Raw genomic sequence first — 16,765 nt, 5'->3', positions numbered from 1 at the left:
TTTACTGCTCGCATCGTCCGTTGCAGCGTCACGCCTGGACGCACCGCGCATTCGCGTTCACCCTGACGGGGTGGGCCGGGCCCGGAAAGGAGCACACGGACATGCGAGACGATCCATCGGTCGTCGCCCTGGTGATGAGGGCGAGGGCCGGTGAGAAGGACGCGTGGGACGAGATCGTCGAACGTTACGCGCCCCTGGTCTGGTCGATCTGCAAGGCTTTCCGGCTGAGCCGGGCCGACGCCGACGACGTGGGCCAGACGGTGTGGCTGTCACTGGTCGAACAGCTACCGAGGCTGCGTGAGCCCGCGGCGCTGCCCGGCTGGCTGGCCACCGCCACCCGGCGCGAGTGCCTCAGGCTCGCTCACGGCGCCGAACGGCAGCAGCGGCTCAGCCAGCAGGTCGACCAGGAGGCGCTGGTGGACGAGCGGGCGGCGGCGCTGGATCAGGATCTGCTCGACGCGGAGCGGAACGCGGCGCTCATGGCCGGTTTCCGGCAGCTCGAAGCGCGCTGCAGGGAGCTGCTGGCCATGCTGATGCGGGTGCCGCCCGCTTCGTACGCGGAGATCAGCGACAAGCTGTCGATGCCCGTCGGCGCGATCGGGCCGACGCGGGCGCGGTGCCTGGCCAAGCTGCGCCGCTCTCCGGCGGTGGCCGCCCTGATCAGGTCCGAACGTGAGACGCAGGAAGAGGGCGAGAGGCATGGCCACGCCGTGGTGGAAGGACGAAGACAGGTTGCTCGCCGCGCTCAGACGGGCCGATGAGGCGGCCCGGGAGGTGCCGCCCGAGTTCGTGGCGGCCGGAAAGGCGATCTTCACCTGGCACGACGTCGACGCCGAACTGGCGTCGCTGACCTACGACTCGGCGGCGGAGCGGGAGGAGCTGTCGCCGACGCGGGGCGCGGAGCACGTGCCGCTGCGGGCGCTCATCTTCGCCACCGGCGAGGTCACGATCGAGCTGGAGGTCGGCAGGGAGGCGCTGATGGGGCAGGTGGTCCCGGCCCGGCCGGGCACCGCCTACACGCACCTGGTCACCGGCGCGGTGGTGGAGTCGGCGATCGACGAGTCGGGCTGCTTCGTGTTCAGGCCCGCGCCGTCGCAGGCGTTCCGGCTGCAGTGCAGCCCCAGCAGCGGCACCAACGTGGTGACCGACTGGATCGCCCTTTGAGCGTAGCTTGACGTGATGGGTAATGATGTAATCACATCGCCGGCCGTCATGTCGGGAGGCTCCCCGTGGACTCCTACTCGCAGATCGTCTCCTCCGTGGCAGCCGAGCTGCTGCCCAAGGTCGCCAGTGTCCGCGCCGGGCGGGGGAGCGGCTCCGCCGTGGTGTTCACCCGCGACGGGTTCCTGCTGACGAACGCGCACGTGGTCGGCTCCGCCCGGTCCGGCACCGTGGCCTACGCCGACGGCAGTTCCGGCCCGTTCACCGTGATCGGCCGCGACCCGCTGTCCGACCTGGCCGTGATCCGCTCCGGGGTGCCCGCTCCCGAGCCCGCCGAGCTCGGTCAGGCCGACGAGCTCGTCGTCGGCCAGCTCGTGGTCGCCGTCGGCAACCCGCTCGGGCTCACCGGATCGGTGACGGCGGGCGTGGTGTCGGGGCTGGGCCGGTCGCTGCCCGCCCGCAGCGGCTCGGCCGTACGGCTCATCGAGGACGTGATCCAGACCGACGCGGCGCTCAACCCCGGCAACTCCGGCGGCGCGCTGGCCGACTCCCGGGCGCGGGTGGTCGGCGTGAACACCGCCGTGGCCGGCGTGGGCGTGGGGCTGGCCATGCCGGTCAACGCCACCACGCGGGCCATCGTCGCCGCGCTCATCCGCGACGGGCGGGTGCGGCGGGCGTTCCTGGGGCTGGTCACCTCGCCGGCGCCGCTGCCGGAGGCGCTGCGGCGGCGCACCGGCCAGGACGGCGCGCTGCGCGTGGTGGAGGTGATCGCCGGCTCGCCCGCCGGCCGGGCCGGGCTGCGCGCCGGCGATCTGGTGCTCAGCGCGGGCCGCAACCCGGTGGGCGACGCGCAGAGCCTGCAGCGGCTGATGTTCGCCGACGCGATCGGGCGGCCGCTGCCGATCACCGTCTACCGCAACGGCGCGCTGGTCGACGTCATCGCCGAACCGGTGGAGCTGTCGGGGCCGGAAGCCTGACGCGGGTGCGCCGGGCCAGCAGGTCGTCCATCAGCTCCTCCCACTGGGCGCCGATGGCGGCGATGTCGTAGCGCTTGGCGGTCTCCAGGCCGCCGGCGGCCAGGTGGCGGCGGAGCGGCTCGTCCTCGATCACCCGCATGATGGCGGCCGCCAGGTTGTCTTCGGTGCGAGGCTTGACCAGCAGCCCGTCGACCCCGTCGGTGATCATCTCCTTGGGGCCGTGCGGGCTGTTGAACGAGACGATCGCGACCCCCTTGGCCATCGCCTCCAGGATCGTCAGCGAGAAGCCCTCGTGGCGGGAGCTCATCACGTGGATGGACGCCTTCTCCAGCTCGGCGCCGATGTCGGCGGTCTTGCCGGGCAGCTCCACCTTGCCCTCCAGGCCGGCCTCGGCGATCTGCTCGCGCAGGTTGTCCTCCTGCGGGCCGGCGCCGAAGATGCGCAGCGTCCAGTCGGGGTGCGCGGCCGCCACCTGTTCCCAGGCCTTGATCAGCCGGTGGAACCCCTTCAGCTTGGTCATCCTGCCCATCGCGACCGCCACCTTGGCGTCGCCCTTGGCGAGGTCGCCGTTCATCGGCGGGACCGCGTTCGGGATGCGCACCAGCTTCTTCGGCGGCTTGGGCAGCGCGGCCCGGTAGTCGCTCAGATCGGCCTTGGTGAGCGTGACGAGCGCGTCCAGGCGGCGGTAGCGCCACTTGATCAGCTCCTGCAGCCCTTGGTCCTTGACCTTGAGCGCCACGTGCTCCTGCCCGATCGTGATCACGCTGGGCTGAGCTAACTGGGCCACCGCCAGGTTGAGCCCCGGCCTGGTCGCCATGAGCACGCCCGTGCCGACCGAGCGGATGAACCGGGCCAGCTTCAGGTCCGTCCACAGGGTGAACCGGTGGTAGGCGGTCTCGTCCTGCGGGATCAGCCTGCTCGGCAGCTTCGACAGCATGGCCCGCACCGGGTCGGAGCCGGGCGTCAGCCGGTCGTCCAGATAGCGCACCCGCACCCGCGGGTCCAGCGGGAAGAACGGCTCCTCGTCCTCCCGCAGGATCGACACGATCTCCACGTCGTGCCGTTCGGCCAGCTGGCCGGCGAGGTTGAAGACGGTCCTGATGGTGCCGCCCATGCCGTTGGCGTGGAGCAGGAGGATCTTGATCTCCCGCGTCGACGGCGGGGGCGCCTTGCGCGCCCTGCGCCGGTTGTAACCCCTGTACACCCGGGCCGCCGCTGACTTGCCCTTACGCGCCCATGTCCGCACCTGGAACGTCCCCCCGCCGGTTGACAACGTGATGGATCGGCGAGGCCGGCGGTAGGAGTCGCCCCCCGTCGGCCCTTACCGAGTTCGAGTGGTTTGCGCCGTTCATCCCCGTGGCGCTATCCACTTCTATGATCTTTAGACGCCATATGGCGGGATAACGTTGCTTGCGAAGTCAGCACTTTTCAGACGAACCTGACAGGGCAGCCGGGATGTGGACGGCCCGGCTGCCTCGCCAGTGCCCAGTCGTTACGCCTCTTCAGGCTTCGCGGCCTCCTTCTTCATCTCCTTGTCCTGCCGGTTCGCCTTGAGGGCCTGCTTCTTCGCCTTGCCGGACTTCGCGCTGGGTTTCTTCTTCATGTCAGACATGGTGTCCCCCCTGTACGGACAGTGCGCCTCATATAACGCACTAACCCCGTAATACCCCTACTCCACCAAAACGCGACATACCATCAATTTGGTACGAGTCCAGAACGCGAAAAGCTCAGGCCCCACCCATCCCGCTGCCCAGGGGTCACAGCAGAGTGAGCTGCTGGGGAGAAGGCGGTGGCGGCGGCGGGAGGCGGCGGGCCCTGGCCGGAGTGGCGCGGCCGATGCCGAAGCGGGTGGCGAGCTCCCTGATCTGGGTCGTGACGCGCTCCTGGTAGGCCCTCGGCGCGTAGGCGCCGCGACCGTACAGCTCCAGATAGCGCGGCACGAGGCGCGGGTGCTCGCGGGAGAGCCAGGCCAGCCACCACTGCCGGGCGCCGGGGCGCAGGTGCAGCACGATGGGGGTGAGATGGGTGGCGCCGGCGGCGGCGATCTCCCTGACCGTCCGCTCCAGCTGGGCGGGGGAGTCGGTGAGGTAGGGCAGCACCGGGGCCATCAGGACACCGCAGCCGATGCCGTGGGCGTTGAGCGTCGCGCACGCCTCCAGGCGGCGGCGCGGGTCGGGGGTGCCCGGCTCGACCGAGCGCCACACGTCGGGGTCGAGGAAGCCGACCGAGAAGCTCGCGCCCACGTCGGCGCGGTCGGCCGCCTCGGTGAGCAGGTCGAGGTCGCGCAGGATCAGCGTGCCCTTGGTGAGGACCGAGAACGGGTTGGCCGCGTCGCGCAGCGCCGCCAGGATGCCGCGCATCAGCTCGTAGCGGCCCTCGGCGCGCTGGTAGCAGTCGACGTTGGTGCCCATCGCGATGTGCTGCCCGCGCCAGCGCGGCGCGGCGAGCTCCTTGCGGACCAGCTCGGCGGCGTTGACCTTCACCACGATCTTCGAGTCGAAGTCGGCCCCCGCGTCGAGGTCGAGATACTCGTGGGTCTTGCGCGCGAAGCAGTAGACGCACCGGTGGCCGCAACCGCGGTAAGGGTTGATCGTGTAGTCGAACGGCACCCGGCTGGCCGCCGGCACCCGGTTGATGATCGAACGCGCCTGGATCTCGTAGAAGGTCATGCCCCGGAAGCCGGGGGTGTCGAAGGTGCGGGCCACCGCGCCGCGGGCGAACAGCGGCGCGGCCGGATCGTCCGGCCCGGCGTCGGTCAGACGCAGGTTGTCCCAGCGCATGCCATGATTAGAACAGAGGTTCGACAGTGATCGCAAACCAAAAGAGATCGCAATTGGCAGGTCGGCCCACGGCTAATGATCTTCATGGTTGGGCAGGAATGCGGCACAGAGCTTGCGTTCCGGAGGTGCACCCATGGCCTGGTCGCAGGACGAAGAGCGGATGCTGGCCCAGATCGAGCAGCACCTCGTCGACGACGATCCGCGACTCGTCGCACGGCTGGAGTCGTTCAACGAGCGCGCGCGCCGCAGTGAGGAGAGGTCGGCGGGCGGGCACGCGCCCAGCCGCTCGACCGTCATCATCGTGATCAGCTGGTTCCTGATCGCCACGCTCGTCGCCACGCTCCTGATCCTCGTCCTGCGTGAGGAGGCCTCGGCCGCCCTCGCCCTGACCGCCGCCTGACCCCATCCGCCCCGCGGGCCTCGCCTGAATGGGCCGGGGTCAGCGGGAGGACGGCAGGGCGCGCAGGAAGTCGGCGGCCACCGGCGCGGCGACCTTGCCGCCGCCGCCACCGCCCTCGACCACCACCGCGAACGCCACGTCGTCCCTGAACCCGATGAACCACGCGTGGGAGTCGAGCTCGGGCCCCGTGCCGTACTCGGCGGTCCCCGTCTTGCCGTGGGTGCCGGCGGGCAGGCCGGCGGCCTTGGCGGTGCCCTTGGTGACGACGGCCGCCATCATCGCGTGCAGGTCATCCGTCACCCCGTCGGGCAGCGGGCGGGGCTTGACCTTCTGCTCCGCCTCCGGCACCAGCGTGGGCGGCCGCCAGGTGCCGTCGGCGAGAGCCGCGGCCACGGACGCCATCGACAGCGGGCTGGCGGTGATGCGGCCCTGGCCGAAGGACTCGGCCGCCAGCTCGGCGTCGGACTCGGCCCTGGGGAAGCTGGGCTCGGTGGCGGGCAGGCCGATGGCCGGCGCCGTGTTGAAGCCGACCAGCTCGGCGGTCTTCAGCAGCTTGTCGGCGCCGAGCCGCTGCTTGGCCAGCGGCGCGAACGAGGTGTTGCACGAGTAGGCGAACGAGTCGGAGAACGACACCTTGCCGTACGCGGCCTCCTCGGAGTTGCGGATGCGCAGCCCGCCCACGGTCACGTACTTCGGGCAGGTCACGGTGTCGCCCGGCTTCAGCCCCGCGGCCAGCAGCCCGGCCGCGGTGACCGCCTTGAACGTCGAGCCCGGCGGGTAGCGGCCGTCGATGGCCCGGTTGAACCCGCCCCGGTTGTTGACCACGCCCAGGATCTCTCCCGTGCCGGGCCTGATCGCCACCAGCGAGGCGGGCTTGTCGAGGTCCTTGACCGCCGTGACGGCGGCGTCCTGCACCTGGGGGTCGAGCGAGGTGGTCAGGGACTCGCCGTCCTCGCCCTCGATCGTCTCCAGGGTGGTCTCGCCCGCCCTGATCTCGGTCGTCGGCGTGCCGGCGAGCCGCTTCTCGAACGTCTGCTGCAGCCCGCCCCGCCCGACCGCCTGCCCGGTCTTGTAGGCGGAGCCGAGCCGCCGCACGTCGTCCTTCGTGGCCTTGTCGAGGAAGCCGACGAGCTGCTGGACCGAGCCGCCGACCTCGCCGGTGTCGATGCGGTTGCCGTCGGCGTCGACGATCTTGGCCCGCTCGGGCCACTTCGCCTGGAGCGTGAACTCCGCCTCCGAGGTCAGCTTCGGATGCACCGCGGCGGGGGCCCAGTCGACCTTCCAGTGGCGGTCGGCCACCTTGAGCGCGAGCTCTCCCTCGTACGTCCAGTCGCCGAGGTTCTTCAGCCGGTGGGTGGCGGTGTAGGGGACGGTGGCGCGCTCGTCGCTCTCGCGCGGCTGCCCCAGCGTCACCTTGGTGGACTCGACGCCGAGTCCCTCGCGGAGCCGGCCGTAGAGGCCGAGCTCGCGCGGCACGGCCAGCTCGGCGCTCATCCGCGCCTGGTCGCCGGACTGCCACGCGGCGGCGAAGCGCTGCGCCGTCTCGGCGGGTGTGCCGCGGGTGTGCAGCACGTAGTAGGCGCCACCGGCGGCGGCCCCCACCGCCACCACGGTGGCGACGGACACGATCACGATGGTGCGCGGACGCGCCACTGTCAGCCCCCTGACCGTCGACAGGGGACCGAGCTTAGCGGGGCGGCATCACGACGTGCCATGGGACGGCTTGTGACCGGACGCGTACTCCGGGACGTACTCCTGCCCGGAAAGCCGCTGGATGGCGGCCATGACCTCGTCGGTCACGCGGCGCCGCTCCCGGGCGTCGCGATGGTCGCCGTCGAACCGCAGCGGCTCGCCGATCCGGATGCCGACGGTGGCCGGGCGGGGCACCCTGGCGCCGAACGGCATCACCTTGTCGGTGCCGCTGAGCGCCACGGGAAGCACGGGGGCGCCGGTCTTGAGCGCCAGCCAGGCGACGCCGACCTTGCCGCGGTAGAGGCGGCCGTCGGGGGAGCGGGTGCCCTCCGGGTGGATGCCGAACAGCTCGCCGCGCTCCAGCAGCCCGGCGGCGGCGTCGAGCATCTCCTGCGCGGCCCTGGCGCTCTCACGGTCGGTCGGCAGGCTGCCGCCCAGCCGCATGAACCAGCTGGAGACGGGGTTGCCGGAGAAGTACTCGTTCTTCGCGGCGAACGTGACGTGCCGGGGGAGCAGGGCGGGCAGCAGGAACGAGTCGATCACCGACAGATGGTTGGCCGCCAGGATGGCCGGGCCGGTCCGCGGCACGTGCGCCGCGCCCGACAGGTGCGGCCTGCACATGGCGTGGGTGAGCGGCACCGCGGCGAACTTGACCACGTGATAAAGCAACTTGGCGCTCCAGGAGGCGATCGTGTCGGTCCGGCCACTCACCCTAAACGCGTCGTGCCCCGTCCGGGGACGGGGCACGAGGACGCGTTAAGGCCGATGTGGCGGTCGCCTCCTCGGCGAGATGCACAACACGGCTCCAGCCGAACGGTATTCCGTGAAGGCGGTAATTTGCGGCCCGGGGGACACAGACCACATCGGCCATTCGATGCTAACGGACATCCGGCTGGAGGTATTCCATCCGGGCCCAAGATTCGGTCACGTTCTGGTCCAGTGCGGTTGCGCCACGTCGAACACCCGCTGCTCACGGCCACGGAGCGCGACCTCCGCGAACTGCCACAAAATCGCCCCCGTCGGCGCGTGGATCACGATCGACGGCCCCAGCGGCAGCTGCAGCAGCTCGCCCCGCCAGCGCGGCACCCCTGGCGCGAGCAGCCACTCCAGCGGCACGTCGTGCACCGACGCCACCTCGCGCGGATCGGCGACCGGCCGCTGCGAGCCGCCGAAGGCCACCACCGGCGTGATGACGAACCCGGAGTCGGTCACGAAGTCGTCGAGCAGCCCCGCCACGGTCACGCCGCCGACCGAGGTCTCCTCCTCCAGCTCCCGCAGCGCCGCCTCGACGGGCGTCTCGCCGTCGTCCAGCCGCCCGCCGGGCAGCGCCCACTGCCCCGGGTTCCGGCCGTGCGGCGCCCGCCTGATCACGATCGTGTACGGGTCGCGCCGCTCGTCCTCCAGCACGCACACGGTCACGGCGGCCCGGCGGATCCCGTCGGCGGGCGGCACCTCCCGCCGGTCGAAGGCCCGCAGCCGGGCGGTGACCAGAGCCCGGAGCTCGTCGATGGGCGGCAGCATCCGCTCAGGATCTCACGCCGCCAGCAGGGCGCCCAGCGCGGTGCCCGCGGCCATGGCGGCGGCCGCGCCGACCGCCGCCCACCTGCCGAGCGCCTCGCCGCGGGCGTGACCGGCGATGCCCAGCAGGATCCCCGCCAGGCCGAACGCGATCGGCAGGTAGAGCAGGGCGACGGCGGCACAGGCGAACCCGGCGGCCGACAGCACCTCGGCCGCGGGACCGCGCAGCTCACCCGGGCGCGGCTCATCGGGGTGCGGGTCTGGCGAGGTCATCGCGGCCTCTCTTGGGGGGCAGGTCAGCCCATCACATACCCGCGCCGCCTCCGAGGTCCAGCTCCACCGGCAACGGCCCCGCGTGCACGATGTCCAGCCGGGACACCGCCCTGGTCAGCGCCACGTACAGGAGGTTCGGGCCGCGCTCGCCCGAGCGGGCGATGTCACCGGGCTCGCACACCACCGCGTGGTCGAACTCCAGCCCCTTCGCCAGCGAGGCGGGCAGGACGGCGAGCCGCTCGTCCGGCTCCAGCCCGGCCGCCCGCAGCGCCTCCTCCAGCGCCCCGGCGGCCGGATCGGCGGCGATCACCCCCACCGACCCCTCGAACCCCAGCGCCTCGCGCACCGCCGCCACCAGGCCGGCGGCCAGGTCGCCGGCGGCGCGCACGCGCAGTCTGCCGCCGGCGCGGTGCGCGCGGGTGACGGGCACGTCCGCCTTGAGCGTCCCCAGCAGCCGGTTGGCGACCTCGACCACCTCCGCGGGCACCCGGAAACCCGCCGTCAGCGCGACCACCCGCGCCTCCGGCTTGCCCAGCAGGGCCATGCGCTCAGGCCAGGAGGCCGCCGCCCACGGCGTGGTGCCCTGCGCCAGGTCGCCCAGGACCGTCAGCGAACCGTGCTCGCTACGCCGCGCCACCGCCCGGCACTGCATCGGGGACAGGTCCTGCGCCTCGTCCACGATCACGTGCCCGTAGCCGCGCGGCCGCTCGATCAGCCCCGCGAGCTCGTCCAGCAGCACCAGGTCGGCCGCGGACCACCGGGCGCCCCTGAACCCGCGCGGCGGCCTGGCCCACACGATCGCCTCGCGCTCGGCGCCGGTGAGCGACGGGGCGGGGGCCCGGCCGGACAGGACCTCGTACAGCACCTCCTCCGGCCGGACGGCCGGCCACACCGCGTCCAGGAACGGCGTGACCGCCCGGCCGACGCCGCGCAGCCACGCCGCCGTCGCGGACCGCCCGCGCGCCTCGGCCTGCCTCCGCACGAGCTCGACGACCCGGGCGCGCACCCGCTCGCGCGCCGTCGCGTACGGGAGCCCGTCACGGCGGGTGCCGTCGACCACGCGGCGCAGCTCGTCCTCGCCCACCCGCCAGCGGGCCGAGCCGTCGGGCACCGCCAGCGGCTCGACCGGCTTGCGGATCCGCCCGTACAGCGCCTCGCGCAGCACCCGCGCCATCCGCGCGTCGTGCTTGACCGCGGCCGCGTCCGGGGTGTCCTCGGCGCGCACGGGCACGGTGGCGAGCAGCTCGTCCAGGGTCGTCTGCTCGACGTCCACCTCGCCCAGCGCGGGCAGCACGGCCGAGACGTAGCCGAGGAACGCCCGGTTCGGCCCCAGCACCAGCACGCCGCCGCGGCGCAGCCGCCGCCGGTGCGCGTACAGCAGGTAGGCCGCCCGGTGCAGGCCGACCGCGGTCTTGCCGGTGCCGGGCGCGCCCTGTACGCAGATCGACTCCTCCAGGCCCGCCCGTACGAGGTCGTCCTGCTCGGGCTGGATGGTGGCGACGATGTCGCGCATCGGGCCGACCCGCGGGCGCTCGATCTCGGCGGCCAGGATGCGCCCGGCCCGCTCCTCCTCGCCCCGGCTGAGCCGCTCGTCCTCGTACCCGGTCAGGACGGTCCCGGCCCAGCCGAACCGGCGGCGCACCGCCACCCCCAGCGGGTCGCGGGCGCCCGCCCGGTAGAACGCCCGCGACACCGGCGCCCGCCAGTCGATCACCAGCGGCGGGCCGCCGCGCTCGCCGCCGACGTGCCGCCGGCCGATGTGGTACGTGCGGCCCGCGTGGTCCGCCGAGCCCGCGCCGAAGTCGAGCCTGCCGAAGAACGGCGGCCCGTCCGGCTCCTCGCCGAGCTCCTCGGCCAGGCTCTTGAGGTGGCGGCCCAGCCGTTCTGCGCTGTAGCGGTCGCCGGCCACGGTCTCGCCGACGATCACGTTCTCCCTGGCGGCGTCCAGCATCCCGCGCAGCCCCGCCCGGCACCGCTCGGCGTGGCGTCTCTCCTCGTCGAGCGCCGTCATCGCACCTCCTAAGCGTTAACTCGGTTAAGATATTGACCAGGTTAACGCTTTGCTAGAGTGTGCTCATGACGGGACTGCGCGAGCTCCAGCGGCGGCGGGTGCGGGAGACGATCTCCGCCGCGGCCATCCGGCTCTTCCTGGAGCGCGGCTTCGACGAGGTGCCGGTCACCGAGGTCGCCGCCGCCGCCCAGGTGTCCAAGCCGACGCTGTTCAAGTACTTCCCGACGAAGGAGGACCTGGTCCTGCACCGGATCGCCGACCACCAGGGCGAGGGCGCCCGCGTGGTGCGCGCCCGGGCGCCCGGTGAGGGGCCGCTGGAGGCGCTGCGCCGCCACTTCCTCGACGGCCTCGCCCGCCGCGACCCGGTCACCGGGCTCAACGACGACCCGGAGGTCATGGGGTTCCACCGGATGGTGTTCACCACGCCCGGCCTGGCCGCCCGCCTGTCCCACCACACGGCCCAGGACGAGGCGGCGCTGGCCGAGGCGCTCGCGGAGACCGTCGACGAGCTGACCGCGTCGCTGGTGGCCGGCCAGGTCCTGACCGTCCACCGCATCCTCGCCCGCCGCAACTGGCAGGCCCTGTCTCTCGGCGTCCCCCTGGCCGAGCAGGAGCCGGAGGCCGTCCGCGCCGCCCGGCACGCCTACACCCTGCTGCGCCTGTGACCCGGGCGCCGGTCAGCCGATCCACGTCTCGTGCAGACGCAGCCACACGGGCGCGCCGTCGTCCGCCCGGAGCACGGCGGACGACCGCCGGCCCCGCCCGCCCTGCCATTCCTCGTACGAGGCCACGACCAGAGATCCTTCACCGGTCACCACACGGATGTCGCGGATCTCGATGACCAGCCCCGGTACGGTCCCGTACGCGGCCTCGACCTCGGCCAGCACCCGATCGCGCGCCAGCGCCCGGCCGTCCGGCGTCACCATCGTGAAGGCGGGCCCGTGCGCGCCGGCGAACCGGGCGAACTCGTCCCGCGCCGCCGTCCCCGCCAGCCACCGCTCGATGACCTGGTGATGGCGGACGATCTCGGCCGCGATCACAGGGCCGCCGCCCACGCCGCCGGGGTCATGAGCGTGACGCCGAGCGACGGCCCCGGCCCGAACAGAGCCGCCGGGGCCGAGGAGGCGATCCACCGGTACGTCGCGGCCACCTCCGCCGCCGTCGCCGCGCCCACCGCCCGCGCCAGGCCCGCCTCGAACACGGCCACGTCCTGCTCCTCGTACCGGAGCCCGAACGCCGCCGCCAGCTCCGGCCCGGTCACCGCGGCGGGGCCGCCCGCGTCCACCACGCTCCCCGCGAGCCCGTCCCCGGTGAGCGCCGCGACCGTGAGCGCGCCCAGGCCGGCATGCCCCAGCCAGGCGACGGGCAGATCAGCGGGCAGCGGGTAACGCAGCACCCCGTCCCCCGGGTGGTTCTCCGGGACCGGAGCACCCAGCACCCCGTCTCCCGGGTGGTTCTCCGGGAACGGAGCACCCAGCACTCCGGGCGCCAGCAGGTTCTCCAGGTAAAGCGCCGGGCGGAGCACCACGACCGGCAGCCCGGACTCCCGCAGCGCCCGCACCGCCGCCCGCCGCGTGTCGAACGCCGCCACCCTGGTCTCGCCGTCCGGCAGCCGGTTGCCGGTGTTGAACACCAGCCGCCGGACCCCGGCCGCCCGCGCCCCCTCGATCACGTTGCGCGTGAACGCCGCGACCGTCTCCGCCTCGAACACCAACGGCAGCACCACCGACGCGTGCGTCACGCCGGTGAACGCCGCCTTCACCCGCCCGGCGTCACTCAGGTCGCCGTGGAACGGCGTCACCCCCTCCGGGACCTTCCCCGTACGCGTGAACCCGCGCACCTCGTACCCGCTCTCCGCCAGCCTGCGCGCGACCGCGCCGCCTTGGGCGCCCGCGGCGCCGAACACCAGGAATCTCATGCCCGCAAGTCAACGGCAGTCGCCCCGATACGCTCCATAAAGCATCATCTCCCGATATTTAAGGAACGTCCGTGGAAGACGACCTGCTGAGCGAGCTGCTCGCCCCGCTGCGCCTGCGCGGCGTCTTCCACAGCCGCTGGACCGCCCGCGCCCCGTGGGGCGTGGCGGGCGAGCGGGAGGACTGCGCGCTGCTGCACTACGTCCAGGAAGGCGCCTGCCTGGTCGAACTGCCGGAGCGGACGGTGCGCCTCGAAGCGGGCGACCTGGCCGTGTTCCCGCACGGCACCGCCCACACGCTCGCCGACGCCCCAGGCCGCGCGACGATCCCCCTGGCCCGGCTGCTCCCCGCGCGGGAACCCGGCGCCATCGGCACCGTCCGCATCGACGGGCCGGGGCCGGCCACCACCCTGCTCTGCGGCGGCCTGCACTACGACGCCTCCGCCGCCGCCCCGCTGTACCGGTCGCTGCCGCCGGTGCTCGTGCTGCCGTCGGCCGCGGTGGCCGGCCAGCCCCTGCTCGGCGACACGCTCACCCACCTGGCAGGGGAGTGCGACCAGGCGGAGCCGGGACTCGCGCTGGTGGCGCTGCGCGGCTTCGAGCTGGCGTACGTGCTGGCCCTGCGCGCCGCCCTGACCTCACTCGGCGACGTACCGGTGCTGCCGGCCCTGCGCCACCCGGCCATCGCGCCCGCCCTGCTGGCCGTGCACACCCGGTTCGCCGAGCCGTGGACGCTCGCCGGGCTGGCGGCGGAGGCGGGGCTGTCCAGATCGGCGTTCGCGGCCACGTTCCGCGAGCTGATGGGGGAGCCGCCGATGCGGCACCTGACGGCCCGCCGCATGCAGGAGGCCGCGCGCCTCCTCGCCACCACGTCCCTTTCCCACGAGACCATCGCCCGGCGCGTGGGTTACGGGTCCGCGGTCGGCTTCCACCTGGCCTTCAAGCAGTGGTACGCGAGCACCCCCGGCGCGTTCAGGCGGGAGCGCGGCGTCAGCCGGCGGGGATGAGCTCGACCCGGATGATCCGATCGTCTCCCGGGCGCGGATCCGTCCCGCCCCAGGTCGCCCGGTCGGTGTTGGAGGTCACGATCCACAGCGCCCCGTCGGGGGCGACCTCGACCGTGCGGATGCGGCCGTACTCGCCCGCGTAGTGCCCGATCGGTTCGCCGGCGGCCTTGCCCCCGTCGACGGGCAGCTGCCACAGCCGCTGCCCGCCCAGCGCCCCCATCCAGAGGGAGCCGTGCGCGTAGGCGACGCCCGACGGCGACGCCTCGTCGGGGTGGAGCGTGAAGATCGGCGGCTCGCCGGTGTCGCCCTCGACGCCCTCGGTCTCGGGCCACCCGTAGTCCAGCCCCGGCCGCAGCACGTTGACCTCGTCCCAGGTGCGGTGGCCGAGCTCGGAGGCGTAGGCCGTCCCGCCGGGGCCGAAGGCGATGCCCTGGACGTTGCGGTGCCCCGAGGAGTAGATCGCGGTCCCGGACGGGTTGTCGCCGGGGATCGAACCGTCGAGCCCGACGCGGAGGATCTTGCCGTTCAGCGACGCGTCGTCGGCGGCCTTCTCCGGGTCGAACGCGTCACCGGTGCCGATCCACAGGTGGCCGTCCGGGCCGATCCTCAGCCGGCCGCCGTGGTGGCGGTCCGCGGTGCCGATGCCGTCGAGGACGACGCGGTCCCGCCGCAGCGATCGGAAGTCCTCGCCGACCTCCAGCGCGACGACGCGGTTGGCCCGGACCCCGGAGACGTACACGAAGATCGTCCGGTCGTGCGCGAAACCGGGTGACACCGCCAGGCCGAGCAGGCCGCCCTCGGCACTGGCCGCCACGTCGGGCACCACACCGACCACGGCGGCGGAGCCGCCTGCGGCGGGGACGCGCAGGATCCGTCCCGTCAGCCGTTCGGAGACCAGGGCGGATGCGTCAGGGAGGAAGGCCAGGCCCCAGGGAGCGCTCAGGCCGGTGACGAGCTCGGTCCGCTCGCCCGGCCACGCGACCGCCGGCTCCGACCGCGCCGGGGCCGGGGCGCACCCGGTCAGCCCGATCACGGTCGCGACGGCCGCCATGAGGACCGGGATCTTCAGTTTCGCGTCCATGACTCCTCCGCGGCGTTGATATCAGCGATAGCATCGCACAGTTTCCGCCGATACGGAACAGTGCTAACAATTTATCGATATCGCCGATTCGCAGAGGGGTCAGGGAATGATGGAGTCGACGTAGCCGCCGTCCACCCGGACCGCCGCCCCCGTGGTGGCCGAGGCCAGGGGAGAGGCCAGGTAGGCCACCAGGTTGGCGATCTCCTCGGGCTCGATCAGCCTCTGGAGCAGCGACAGCGGCCGGTGCTCGCGCATGAACGCGCGCTGCGCCTCCTCCCAGGGCAACGACCGGTCCACGAGCTGGTAGACGAACTCCTCGACGCCACCGGTGCGGGTCGGGCCGGCGATGACCGCGTTCACGGTGACGCCGCTGCCCGCGGCGTGCTTGGCGAAGCCGCGGGAGACCGCGAGCAGCGCGGTCTTGCTCGCGCCGTAGTGGATCATCTCCTCGGGGATCACGATCGCCGAGTCGCTGGCGATGTTGAGCACCCGGCCCCAGCCGCGCTCGGCCATCCCCGGCAGGTAATGGCGGATGAGCCGCACGCCGGCCAGGACGTTGACCTCCCAGTAGCGGCGCCACTCGGCGTCGGTGATCTCCAGGGCCGGCGTGGCGCCGAAGACACCGAGGTTGTTGACCAGGATGTCGGCCGAAGGCACGACCCCGGTGACCGCCGCCGTGCCCTCCTCGGTCGCCAGGTCGCCCGGCGCGGCGAAGAACCGGCCGGCGCCCGCGTCCGCGGCCAGGGCCGCGACGGCGTCGCCGACGGCCTCGGCACGGCGGCCGTTGATCCCGACGCGGGCTCCGGCGTCGGCGAGCCGGCGCGCGATCGCCGCCCCGATGCCCTGCGTGGAGCCGGTCACGAGCGCGGTCCTGCCGGTGAGGTCGAGCGTGATCATGCCGTTCACGCTATACCCGCGGGCCCCGGACGAGCCGGATCCCCGCAGGCCGGGAGGGTCCGCGCCCGGTCCGGCCGTCAGGCCAGCGGGCGCGGGGGCGGCAGGCGGAGGCGGTCGACCGCGTCGCGGCGGGTCTTCTCGGGACGGCGGTCGTAACGGGCCGTGGTCGCCGGCGACGAGTGGCCCACCAGCGCCTGCGCCGTGGCCAGGTCCACGCCCGCGTCCAGGAGCTCGCCGATGAACGTGCGCCGGAAGTCGTGCGCGGTCCGGGGGGAGGCGCCCGCCGAGGCCAGCCGCCGGGCCAGGATGTCGGCGACGCCCTGGCCGGTCAGCGGCACCGGGCGGCCGTCGCGGCACCGCAGCCGGCCCGCCTTGCTGATCGGGCTGAACAACGCGCCCGCCGCGCGTCCCCGTACCGCCAGCCAGCGCTCCACCAGCCCGAGCGCGTCCGGCGTGAGGTAGACGAGGCGCTCCTTGTCGCGCTTGCCGCGCACCCGCAGCGACCGCGCGCCCGGGTCGTAGTCGGCGAGCGCCAGCCCGCAGACCTCGGCCCGGCGGCAGCCCGTCGAGTAGAGCACCGCGATCAGCGCCGCGTCGCGCTTCCCAGCCGCCGAGTCGTCACAGGCCGACAGCGCCGCGCCCACCACCTCCGGCGGCACGTGCTGCCCCACCGGCAGCCGGGTCTGCCGCACCGGCGCCAGGTCGGCGGCCCGCGCGTAGTCCTCCGCGCCGGTCTGCCCGAGCCGCCACGCCTCCTTCAGCACCCGCCGCAGCGCGACCAGATGCTTGTTGACGTACGCGGCCGACCAGCCCCGCTCGACCAGCATCGTGCGGATGCGCACCGTGTGCTCGTAGCGCAGCAGGTGCCACGGCTGGCCCGCCCCGGTCGCGTTCTCGTCGCCGGTGAGCAGCCGGGCCAGCCGGTCGAGGCAGCCGCGCATCGTCCGGCGCGACTCGGAGCTGGTCAGCGAGTCGAGATAGACGTGGTACGGGTCGCGGGCGGGCTCGACGTTCGGCGCCGCCACCTCGGGCACGGCGGGCAGGCTCACCCGC

General features: G+C 73.4%; 18 protein-coding genes. 6 read left to right on the top strand and 12 right to left on the bottom strand.

Annotated features, from left to right (window positions below):
- Positions 1-101 precede the first annotated feature (101 nt).
- The 3 genes from FR742_RS17510 to FR742_RS17500 all read left to right on the top strand — a co-directional run bounded on the left by FR742_RS17510 (position 102) and on the right by FR742_RS17500 (position 2,138).
- Positions 102-761 carry an RNA polymerase sigma factor gene (locus tag FR742_RS17510; protein ID WP_148031932.1) on the top strand — a complete coding sequence of 220 codons (660 nt, stop codon included), beginning with the start codon at positions 102-104 and terminating at the stop codon, positions 759-761.
- Positions 700-1,164, top strand: a complete 465-nt coding sequence (locus FR742_RS17505; protein WP_148031931.1) for a hypothetical protein — start codon at positions 700-702, stop codon at positions 1,162-1,164. Before FR742_RS17510 ends, FR742_RS17505 begins: the two co-directional genes overlap by 62 nt.
- A 65-nt stretch (positions 1,165-1,229) precedes the next feature.
- Positions 1,230-2,138: a S1C family serine protease gene (locus FR742_RS17500; RefSeq protein WP_222708965.1), complete on the top strand. Its 909-nt coding sequence runs from the start codon at positions 1,230-1,232 to the stop codon at positions 2,136-2,138.
- Here the strand turns inward: FR742_RS17500 and FR742_RS17495 are convergent.
- Complete coding sequence (locus FR742_RS17495) at positions 2,098-3,384, bottom strand: glycosyltransferase family 4 protein (protein ID WP_148031929.1); 1,287 nt, start codon at positions 3,382-3,384, stop codon at positions 2,098-2,100. The two genes, FR742_RS17500 and FR742_RS17495, sit on opposite strands and share 41 nt — an antisense overlap.
- Before the next feature lie 511 nt (positions 3,385-3,895).
- The gene (locus tag FR742_RS17490) at positions 3,896-4,918 is read right to left on the bottom strand and encodes an Rv2578c family radical SAM protein (RefSeq protein ID WP_148031928.1); all 1,023 of its coding nucleotides are present in this window, start codon (positions 4,916-4,918) and stop codon (positions 3,896-3,898) included.
- A gap of 133 nt (positions 4,919-5,051) precedes the next feature.
- On the opposite strand from FR742_RS17490, the gene FR742_RS17485 reads away from it, so the two are divergent.
- The gene (locus FR742_RS17485; protein ID WP_148031927.1) at positions 5,052-5,318 is read left to right on the top strand and encodes a DUF3040 domain-containing protein; all 267 of its coding nucleotides are present in this window, start codon (positions 5,052-5,054) and stop codon (positions 5,316-5,318) included.
- Between the two features lie 39 nt (positions 5,319-5,357).
- Here FR742_RS17485 and FR742_RS17480 read toward each other — a convergent pair whose 3' ends face one another.
- The 5 genes from FR742_RS17480 to FR742_RS17460 all read right to left on the bottom strand — a co-directional run bounded on the left by FR742_RS17480 (position 5,358) and on the right by FR742_RS17460 (position 10,812).
- Positions 5,358-6,944, bottom strand: coding sequence for a penicillin-binding transpeptidase domain-containing protein (locus FR742_RS17480; protein WP_261808585.1), 1,587 nt, complete (start codon positions 6,942-6,944; stop codon positions 5,358-5,360).
- Positions 6,945-7,019: 75 nt separating this feature from the next.
- Positions 7,020-7,721 carry a 1-acyl-sn-glycerol-3-phosphate acyltransferase gene (locus FR742_RS17475; protein WP_261808584.1) on the bottom strand — a complete coding sequence of 234 codons (702 nt, stop codon included), beginning with the start codon at positions 7,719-7,721 and terminating at the stop codon, positions 7,020-7,022.
- 213 nt (positions 7,722-7,934) lie between these two features.
- The gene (locus tag FR742_RS17470) at positions 7,935-8,531 is read right to left on the bottom strand and encodes a CoA pyrophosphatase (RefSeq protein ID WP_148031925.1); all 597 of its coding nucleotides are present in this window, start codon (positions 8,529-8,531) and stop codon (positions 7,935-7,937) included.
- Between the two features lie 12 nt (positions 8,532-8,543).
- Complete coding sequence (locus tag FR742_RS17465) at positions 8,544-8,801, bottom strand: hypothetical protein (protein ID WP_148031924.1); 258 nt, start codon at positions 8,799-8,801, stop codon at positions 8,544-8,546.
- A gap of 31 nt (positions 8,802-8,832) precedes the next feature.
- Positions 8,833-10,812: an AAA family ATPase gene (locus tag FR742_RS17460; RefSeq protein WP_148031923.1), complete on the bottom strand. Its 1,980-nt coding sequence runs from the start codon at positions 10,810-10,812 to the stop codon at positions 8,833-8,835.
- 65 nt (positions 10,813-10,877) lie between these two features.
- Between FR742_RS17460 and FR742_RS17455 the strand changes: the two genes are divergently transcribed.
- A complete protein-coding gene (locus tag FR742_RS17455; protein ID WP_148031922.1) occupies positions 10,878-11,477 on the top strand; it encodes a TetR family transcriptional regulator in 600 nt (199 codons plus the stop codon).
- Positions 11,478-11,489: 12 nt separating this feature from the next.
- Here the strand turns inward: FR742_RS17455 and FR742_RS17450 are convergent, their stop codons facing one another.
- Together FR742_RS17450 and FR742_RS17445 are read right to left on the bottom strand one after the other, a co-directional pair.
- Positions 11,490-11,867 (bottom strand): DUF4440 domain-containing protein, encoded by a 378-nt coding sequence (locus tag FR742_RS17450; RefSeq protein ID WP_187281187.1) that lies wholly within the window; start codon positions 11,865-11,867, stop codon positions 11,490-11,492.
- On the bottom strand, positions 11,849-12,730 hold the full coding sequence (locus FR742_RS17445; protein WP_148031920.1) for an SDR family oxidoreductase: 882 nt from the start codon (positions 12,728-12,730) through the stop codon (positions 11,849-11,851). The genes FR742_RS17450 and FR742_RS17445 overlap by 19 nt, the downstream gene beginning before the upstream one ends.
- A 71-nt stretch (positions 12,731-12,801) precedes the next feature.
- Between FR742_RS17445 and FR742_RS17440 the strand changes: the two genes are divergently transcribed.
- A complete protein-coding gene (locus FR742_RS17440) occupies positions 12,802-13,734 on the top strand; it encodes an AraC family transcriptional regulator (protein ID WP_148031919.1) in 933 nt (310 codons plus the stop codon).
- Here the strand turns inward: FR742_RS17440 and FR742_RS17435 are convergent.
- From FR742_RS17435 to FR742_RS17425, 3 genes are all read right to left on the bottom strand, one after another.
- The gene (locus tag FR742_RS17435; RefSeq protein ID WP_148031918.1) at positions 13,718-14,815 is read right to left on the bottom strand and encodes a sorbosone dehydrogenase family protein; all 1,098 of its coding nucleotides are present in this window, start codon (positions 14,813-14,815) and stop codon (positions 13,718-13,720) included. The two genes, FR742_RS17440 and FR742_RS17435, sit on opposite strands and share 17 nt — an antisense overlap.
- Positions 14,816-14,914: 99 nt before the next feature.
- The gene (locus FR742_RS17430; protein ID WP_148034628.1) at positions 14,915-15,709 is read right to left on the bottom strand and encodes an SDR family NAD(P)-dependent oxidoreductase; all 795 of its coding nucleotides are present in this window, start codon (positions 15,707-15,709) and stop codon (positions 14,915-14,917) included.
- 80 nt (positions 15,710-15,789) lie between these two features.
- Complete coding sequence (locus FR742_RS17425; protein WP_148031917.1) at positions 15,790-16,761, bottom strand: tyrosine-type recombinase/integrase; 972 nt, start codon at positions 16,759-16,761, stop codon at positions 15,790-15,792.
- Positions 16,762-16,765 lie beyond the last annotated feature (4 nt).

The organism is Nonomuraea sp. C10 (genome assembly GCF_008017515.1).
Classification (GTDB): Bacteria; Actinomycetota; Actinomycetes; order Streptosporangiales; family Streptosporangiaceae; genus Nonomuraea; species Nonomuraea ferruginea.
This window is presented reverse-complemented; position numbering and strand designations above follow the sequence as displayed.

Excerpts from the sequence above, each read along its gene's own strand:
- FR742_RS17510 (WP_148031932.1), top strand. The coding sequence starts at position 102 with ATGCGAGACGATCCATCGGTCGTCGCCCTGGTGATGAGGGCGAGGGCC.
- FR742_RS17505 (WP_148031931.1), top strand. The coding sequence starts at position 700 with ATGGCCACGCCGTGGTGGAAGGACGAAGACAGGTTGCTCGCCGCGCTC.
- FR742_RS17490 (WP_148031928.1), bottom strand. The coding sequence starts at position 4,918 with ATGCGCTGGGACAACCTGCGTCTGACCGACGCCGGGCCGGACGATCCG.
- FR742_RS17485 (WP_148031927.1), top strand. The coding sequence starts at position 5,052 with ATGGCCTGGTCGCAGGACGAAGAGCGGATGCTGGCCCAGATCGAGCAG.
- FR742_RS17470 (WP_148031925.1), bottom strand. The coding sequence starts at position 8,531 with ATGCTGCCGCCCATCGACGAGCTCCGGGCTCTGGTCACCGCCCGGCTG.
- FR742_RS17465 (WP_148031924.1), bottom strand. The coding sequence starts at position 8,801 with ATGACCTCGCCAGACCCGCACCCCGATGAGCCGCGCCCGGGTGAGCTG.
- FR742_RS17460 (WP_148031923.1), bottom strand. The coding sequence starts at position 10,812 with ATGACGGCGCTCGACGAGGAGAGACGCCACGCCGAGCGGTGCCGGGCG.
- FR742_RS17455 (WP_148031922.1), top strand. The coding sequence starts at position 10,878 with ATGACGGGACTGCGCGAGCTCCAGCGGCGGCGGGTGCGGGAGACGATC.
- FR742_RS17445 (WP_148031920.1), bottom strand. The coding sequence starts at position 12,730 with ATGAGATTCCTGGTGTTCGGCGCCGCGGGCGCCCAAGGCGGCGCGGTC.
- FR742_RS17435 (WP_148031918.1), bottom strand. The coding sequence starts at position 14,815 with ATGGACGCGAAACTGAAGATCCCGGTCCTCATGGCGGCCGTCGCGACC.